This is a genomic window from Streptomyces ossamyceticus (genome assembly GCF_001418475.1).
Taxonomy (GTDB): Bacteria; Actinomycetota; Actinomycetes; order Streptomycetales; family Streptomycetaceae; genus Streptomyces; species Streptomyces ossamyceticus.
The window spans coordinates 1-7,052 of the sequence record NZ_LIQX01000015.1; the positions used below are offsets into that span (position 1 = coordinate 1).

The 7,052-nt window shown below is 68.7% G+C and carries 7 protein-coding genes; 4 read left to right on the forward strand and 3 right to left on the reverse strand.

The annotated features are described in order from the left end of the window. Window positions 1-232: 232 nt before the first annotated feature. The gene (locus tag AOK15_RS01495; RefSeq protein WP_055511858.1) at window positions 233-838 is read right to left on the reverse strand and encodes a dihydrofolate reductase family protein; all 606 of its coding nucleotides are present in this window, start codon (window positions 836-838) and stop codon (window positions 233-235) included. A 577-nt stretch (window positions 839-1,415) separates the two neighbouring features. On the opposite strand from AOK15_RS01495, the gene AOK15_RS01500 reads away from it, so the two are divergent. Continuing rightward, a complete protein-coding gene (locus AOK15_RS01500) occupies window positions 1,416-2,057 on the forward strand; it encodes a hypothetical protein (RefSeq protein ID WP_157870140.1) in 642 nt (213 codons plus the stop codon). Window positions 2,058-2,142: 85 nt separating this feature from the next. Here the strand turns inward: AOK15_RS01500 and AOK15_RS44790 are convergent, their stop codons facing one another. Next, window positions 2,143-2,283, reverse strand: coding sequence for a hypothetical protein (locus tag AOK15_RS44790; protein ID WP_157870141.1), 141 nt, complete (start codon window positions 2,281-2,283; stop codon window positions 2,143-2,145). Between the two features lie 159 nt (window positions 2,284-2,442). Further along, complete coding sequence (locus AOK15_RS01505) at window positions 2,443-4,269, reverse strand: phosphoenolpyruvate carboxykinase (GTP) (protein WP_055511862.1); 1,827 nt, start codon at window positions 4,267-4,269, stop codon at window positions 2,443-2,445. 350 nt (window positions 4,270-4,619) lie between these two features. On the opposite strand from AOK15_RS01505, the gene trhA reads away from it, so the two are divergent. The 3 genes from trhA (at window position 4,620) to AOK15_RS01520 (ending at window position 6,955) form a co-directional block, all read left to right on the forward strand. After that, window positions 4,620-5,378, forward strand: coding sequence for a PAQR family membrane homeostasis protein TrhA (gene trhA, locus AOK15_RS01510; RefSeq protein ID WP_055511864.1), 759 nt, complete (start codon window positions 4,620-4,622; stop codon window positions 5,376-5,378). A gap of 181 nt (window positions 5,379-5,559) precedes the next feature. Beyond that, complete coding sequence (locus AOK15_RS01515; protein ID WP_055511866.1) at window positions 5,560-6,189, forward strand: TetR/AcrR family transcriptional regulator; 630 nt, start codon at window positions 5,560-5,562, stop codon at window positions 6,187-6,189. A gap of 34 nt (window positions 6,190-6,223) precedes the next feature. Beyond that, window positions 6,224-6,955 (forward strand): Mut7-C RNAse domain-containing protein, encoded by a 732-nt coding sequence (locus AOK15_RS01520; protein WP_055511868.1) that lies wholly within the window; start codon window positions 6,224-6,226, stop codon window positions 6,953-6,955. Window positions 6,956-7,052 lie beyond the last annotated feature (97 nt).

Below are 7,052 nucleotides of genomic sequence, written 5' to 3' on the forward strand. Positions count from 1 at the left end.
GGCTGAGAGGGGCGGTGGGGCCACCGAGGGGTGCAGGGGAGCCCGCCGCCCTGAGGACGCCACTCACCGCCGGTCGACGGCCCCGTATCCGACGGCACTTCGTCGGGTGCGGGGCCGTCGACGTGCCCTGATGGACGCCGTCGTGGACCCGATCAGGACCGGCGATCGGCGTCACAGCGCTGGTCGTGGGCATCCGGACAGACCGGCGGACAGACCGGCGGACGGGGCGACGTCACGCGGGGGCGCCCAGCGGCGGGTGCTCCAGCACGCGGGGCTTGTACTCGACCAGCTGGGTGCGGCCGTCGAAGGTGCGATGGTCGATCATTTCGAGGGCGACGTCCGGATAGCCGTCGTAGATGCGCTCCTCGCCCGTGGCCCCGGTGATCACCGGGAACATCACGACCCGGAAGCGGTCCACGAGTCCGGCTCGTAGCAGGGACCGGCACAGGCTGAGGCTGCCGATCGTGCTGAGGAGCCCCGAGCCACTCGACTTCATGGCGCGGACCGCCTCGACGGCGTCGCCGCGGACGAGCCGGCAGTTGGCCCATGTCAGTGGCTCCTCGAGCGAGGAGGAGAACACCACCTTGGACGCTCGCGTGAGCTCGTCGACTGACGCCTCCTCCTCGGGCCTGAACTCGTCCTGGCCCTTCGGGACCTCGCCTGCGGCGAAGCCCGACATCAGGCGGTAGGTCTTCGCCCCCATCAGGTAGGTGACCTCGGGCTGCTCGCCCAGCCACGCGAGGTACTCCGGGCCCTCGAGGCCCCAGAACCCTGGCCATCCCTCTCCCGACGCGTAGCCGTCGAGGGACGTGATGAAGTCGACGAGAAGCTCCGACATGGCAGTGTCCTTTCCTGGGGTGTCACCAGCTTGGACCGGCCGGGAGCCACAAACTCATCGGCCGCGCTGTGGAGCAGACGAGAAGTTTCCTGACGCCAACCCATCCGCTGCCGCCCCCCGGCGGCACGCAGTCAGGCGGGAAGCACCAAGAGGCAGGAAAGCAACAGCCCTGATATTTTTGCTGGTGCAGTCCCTTTCTCGGAGGGCTTCTCGCGGAAAGGGCACTCTCTCCTGCCGAAGTGCTTACTCTCGCCCACGCGGCGGTGTGCGGGGATGAGACCCCAACGACCGGCACGCGATCACAGATCTCGGCCAAGGGTGTTCGCCGGTACGGGCGGGACGGGTGATTCCCAATGGTGGTTTTCCAGGGGCGCGGGCCGACTTGTTCGACGAACCTGGTTCCTGAGCGCGTCCACTCACAGTCACTCGGTGATGTGGGGTGCTTGGCGCTCTTGCGGGCCGGCCGAGTCGGGCGGCGCCGCATTCTGAGGCTGAATCGGACCTCCATCCGCAGCGTTTGATGATCCAGCAGCGAGAGCGGACGATGAATCCGTAGCGACCTCGAAACTGTGGAGGTATGACTATGCTCAGGCGTTTCATGGCCTCGGCGATGGTGGTTGGCGCCGGGATCGGCGGCGGACTGTCCGCGCCGTCGGTCGCCAGTGCTCAGGACTACGGGCCCAACACCTGCCGACAGGGGTATGTCTGGCGGGTCGCGCGTGCCAGTGACGTCGTGTGCGTCACGCCGCAGACGCGTACGAACACCGCCAACGACAACGCTCTGGCCCCCGGCCGGATCCTCCCGAACGGCTACTGCAAGCAGGGGTATGTCTGGCGTGAGGCATGGGGCTCCGACGACCACACCTGCGTGACCCCACAGACCCGCGCGCAGGCGCGATATGACAACAGTCAGGCCGATGACCGGCGGTTGGCGGTGCGGCTGTGGATCACTTCGCAGAACGGCGCCCTCAAGGTCAGCGGCAACCACTTCAACGTGAACAGCCCGGTCCGCCTCGTGTTCTCCGGCGCGGTCAACAAGTCCCGGACGGTCACGGCCACCAGGCACGCCGGACACGCCGGCGGGAGTTTCGGCTTCGTCACCGGTTTCCCCGGAAAGTGCGCCCCCGGAAACCCGAACTCCCGTGTCCATGCAGTCGATCTGACGTCAGGTCGCAGGACGACCAGTGTCCCGTTCGTCTACTGCGTGAGAATCGACTGAAATCCGATCGGCAGAATCGGTCATCCCTGTGCGCGCGCCATGAAGTCGGCCCACAGGGGGAGGACTTGGGTGACGGGGCCGACGTTCAGCACTGCAGCGCGAGCGCCATGAAGATCATGAACGGCGGTACGTCGGCCGAAGGGGCGTCGGCAGGGGCTGCCCCGTACGCGTCCAGAGCCCAGGCCGGTAGGACAAGGAAGCTGAGCAGCGTTCCGCTCAGGTGCATGGCGGCGAGTACCACGACGAGCGCGGCGCCCGCCCACCCACTCCAGCGGAGCGAGTGCGGCGGGCGCCGTCCTGCAGAATGAACCGCGGCCGGCCGAGGAGACGTCGCTGGTCAGGGCAACCCATATACGGCCGGCCGCGGGGTCTTGCGGGGCGGGGGTCAGCCCAGGCGCTGGACCAGGGCCTGGTACTCGTCCCACAGCTCCTTCGGCGTGTGGTCACCGAAGGTGTTGAGGTGGTCGGGGACGAGCGCCGCCTCCTCCCGCCACACCTCCTTGTCGACGGTCAGCAGGAAGTCCAGGTCGGAGGAGGACAGGTCCAGTCCGGCCGTGTCCAGGGCGGACGCCGTCGGCAGGATGCCGATCGGCGTCTCCACACCCTCCGCCTTGCCGTCCAGCCGCTCCACGATCCACTTCAGGACGCGGCTGTTCTCACCGAAGCCCGGCCAGACGAACTTGCCCTGGTCGTCCTTGCGGAACCAGTTGACGTAGTAGATCTTCGGCAGCTTCGACTGGTCCTTGTCCTTGGCCACGTCGATCCAGTGGGCCATGTAGTCGCCCATGTTGTAGCCGCAGAACGGCAGCATCGCGAACGGGTCGCGGCGCAGTTCGCCGACCTTGCCCTCGGCCGCCGCCGTCTTCTCGGACGCCACGTTCGCGCCGAGGAAGACGCCGTGGTTCCAGTCGAAGGACTCCGTCACCAGCGGCACGGCCGTGGCGCGGCGCCCGCCGAAGAGGATCGCCGAGATCGGCACGCCCTTGGGGTCCTCCCACTCGGGCGCGATGATCGGGCACTGCGACGCGGGCACCGTGAAGCGGGCGTTGGGGTGGGCGGCCGGGGTCTCGGACGCCGGCGTCCACTCGTTGCCCTTCCAGTCCGTGAGGTGCTGCGGGGTCTCCTCCGTCATCCCCTCCCACCAGATGTCGCCGTCGTCCGTCAGCGCGACGTTGGTGAAGACCGAGTTGCCCCAGAGCGTCTTCATCGCGTTGGCGTTGGTGTGCTCACCGGTGCCGGGGGCGACGCCGAAGAACCCGGCCTCGGGGTTGATCGCGTAGAGCCGGCCGTCCTCGCCGAAGCGCATCCACGCGATGTCGTCGCCGATCGTCTCGACCGTCCAGCCGGAGATCGTCGGCTCCAGCATCGCGAGGTTCGTCTTGCCGCACGCCGACGGGAACGCCGCCGCCACGTACTTCGACTCACCCTGCGGCGGCGTGAGCTTGAGGATCAGCATGTGCTCCGCGAGCCAGCCCTCGTCGCGGGCCATGACGGAGGCGATGCGCAGGGCGTAGCACTTCTTGCCCAGCAGCGCGTTGCCGCCGTAGCCGGAGCCGTACGACCAGATCTCGCGGCTCTCCGGGAAGTGGGAGATGTACTTCGTGCTGTTGCACGGCCAGGGGACGTCCTCCTGGCCGGGCTCCAGCGGGGCGCCGAGGGTGTGCACGGCCTTCACGAAGAAGCCCTCGGAGCCCAGCTCGTCCAGGACCGGCTGCCCCATGCGCGTCATCGTGCGCATGGAGACCGCGACGTACGCGGAGTCCGTGATCTCGACGCCGATCGCGGAGAGCGGCGAGCCGAGGGGGCCCATGCAGAACGGGACGACGTACATCGTCCGGCCGCGCATCGAGCCGCGGAACAGGCCCTTCTCGCCCTGGAAGACGTCCCGCATCTCGGCGGGGGCCTTCCAGTGGTTGGTCGGACCCGCGTCCTCCTCCTTCTCCGAGCAGATGAACGTACGGTCCTCGACCCGGGCGACATCGGTCGGGTCGGAGGCCGCGTAGTAGGAGTTCGGGCGCTTGATGGCGTCGAGTTTCCGGAAGGTGCCCTTCTCGACGAGCTCCTCGCACAGGCGCTCGTACTCGGCCTCGGATCCGTCACACCAGACCACGTTGTCCGGCTGGGTCAGTTCGGCGATCTCGTTCACCCAGGAGATCAGGTCTCGGTGGGTGGTGGGGACGGTTGACGGGGGAGCCGCGATGTCGCGCGCCACGATTGCTCCTAAATGAGGGATTTTTTGTTGGAGGCCCCGTGGGGGCTGCGGCCCGGATGCTTCACGGGTTGGATCTTTGGGCGCTCATCCGGTGCCGACCGCACTCATTTGATCATCCGACGAGAGTGCCCATATGTCCAGAGGGCCTCACAGGTGAGCACAGTGAGCATCGCCACTCCTTCGTCCCCGGTCATGAGGTTTCCGTGCGTCACCACTTCCTCACCGCGGGTATCCGGGAATTCACCCGGGTATCCCCGATCCGGCGTTCGCGTGAGACGATGGCCACTTCCGGGCGCTCGAACGGCCCGCGATGTCCCGCAAGTTACGGTTCCGTAGGTACGATGCCTGACATGACTGCGTCCGTCCCCGAAGCGCACACGGAGACGCCGGCCGACCGCCGCCATCCGGACGCGCGTTCCTTGCCGCATCAGATCGCCCACCAGATCAGTCACCAGATCTCGGACGAACTCAACGAGATAAAGCCCAAGCTGCGCGGCTGGCTGCACCTCGGTATGTTCCCGGCCGTGCTCGTCGCCGGCCTGGTGCTCACCGCGCTCGCGGACTCGACCCGGGGACGCATCGCCTGCGGCATCTACGTCCTCACGGCCTGCCTGCTGTTCGGTGTCAGCGCGCTGTACCACCGGGGCAACTGGAGCCCTCGCATGGACGGCATCCTGCGCCGTCTCGACCACGCGAACATCTTCCTGATCATCGCGGGCACGTACACGCCCCTGACGATGCTGCTCCTGCCCGACAGCAAGGGGCAGTGGCTGCTGTGGGGCATCTGGGGCGCGGCGCTCGCGGGGATCGTCTTCCGGGTCTTCTGGGTCGGCGCCCCGCGCTGGCTCTACACGCCCTGCTACATCGCGATGGGCTGGGCCGCGGTCTTCTTCCTGCCCGACTTCATGCGTACCGGCGGTATCGCCGTCCTGGTCCTCGTGGTGGTCGGCGGGCTCCTCTACAGCGCCGGCGGTGTGATCTACGGCATCAAGAAGCCGAACCCCTCCCCGAGGTGGTTCGGCTTCCACGAGGTCTTCCACTCGCTGACGCTCGCCGCGTTCGTGGTGCACTACGTCGGTATCTCGCTGGTGGCGTACCAGCACGCGTAGCGGATCGCACGAACCGGAACGCGGAGCGGATCGGGCCGTGCCCGCTCCTGCTCCGCGCCCCTCGACGGCCACGGCTTCCCACCGTGGCCGTTTCTCATACCTGTGGGGGCGGGCCGGAGGGATGGGCGAGGGGCGGTCCGGGCATGGTGGGGCCGGAGGCCGATGCCCGAGAATGAGCCGCATGAGCCCCGCGCACACGTCTCCCCCCACCGAGGGCCCCCAGCTGGGACTCCGTGAGCGGAAGAAGATCAAGACCCGGACGGCGATCCGCGACGCGACCTACGCGCTGATCGAGGAACAGGGCTACGACGCCACCACGATCGAGCAGATCGCGGACCGCGCCGAGGTCTCGCCGTCCACGGTCTTCCGCTACTTCCCCACCAAGGAGGACATCGTCGTCACCGACGAGTACGACCCGGTCCTCCTGGCGGAACTCGCCGGGCGGCCGACGGACGAGCCGTGGGTCGACTCGCTGCGGCACGTCACGAGGATGGCCCTCGGCCACGGGCTGGAGCGGGAGCCCGAGACCACCCGGCTGCGGGCCCGTCTGATGGCCACCGTCCCCGCGGTCCGGAGCCGCATGGTGGAGAGCCTGGCCGTCACCGGCCGGCAGATCGCCGAGGCCGTCTCCGCGCGCACCGGCCTCGACCGGGACAGTCTGGAGGTGCGGGTCTTCACGATGTCCCTCGTCGGCGGACTCGCGGAGATCACCCTCTACTGGGCCGAGAACGACTTCCGCGACGACCCCGCCGACCTCGTCGACCGTGCCCTGGCCGTCCTGGAACACGGCCTCGCTCCCCAAAAACCCTGAGGTCACCCGCCCTCCGCCATGCAATCCTGACCAGGTGAACGGTCCCGAGATCCACGTCGAAGTCGCTCCCGAGCTGGCCCTGTTCGTGCCACACCACCGCCGCGCGGGCGCGACCGCCCTCGCCACGGACGGAGTCTCCACGCTCGGCCATGTCGTCGAGTCGCTGGGCGTCCCGCTGACGGAGGTCGGGGCGCTGGTCGTGGACGGCCGCGAGGTGCCGGTGTCGCACGTGCCTGCGGCCGGCGAGTCCGTGACCGTGCGCCCCGTCGAGCGCCCCCAGCGCGTACCGGGCGCCCCGCTCCGCTTCCTCCTGGACGTCCACCTGGGCACGCTCGCGCGGCGGCTGCGGCTGCTCGGCGTCGACACGGCGTACGAGTCGACCGACATCGGCGACCCGGCGCTCGCCACACGGTCCGCCGCCGAGCGGCGTGTGATGCTCAGCCGCGACCGGGGGCTGCTGCGGCGGCGGGAGCTGTGGGCGGGGGCGTACATCTACAGCACACAGCCGGACGAGCAACTGAGCGACGTACTGGACCGTTTCGCGCCGGAGCTGCGGCCGTGGACCCGCTGCACCGCCTGCAACGGACTGCTGAGGCCGGCCACGAAGGAAGAGGTCGCCGACCGCCTGGAGCACGGCACGCAGCGGTCGTACGACGTGTTCGCCCAGTGCGGCGACTGCGGGCGCGCGTACTGGAAGGGCGCGCACCACGAGCAGTTGGAGGCGATCGTGCGGGAGGCGTTGAGGACGCGTACCCAGGCGGGTTGAGTACGGAAGCCGATCACAGGGGCCCGCGCGGCCCGTTGAATCGGGGCATGAACACCGGATCCCCGACCGCGGACGAGCCCGCCCACAGGCTGATGGT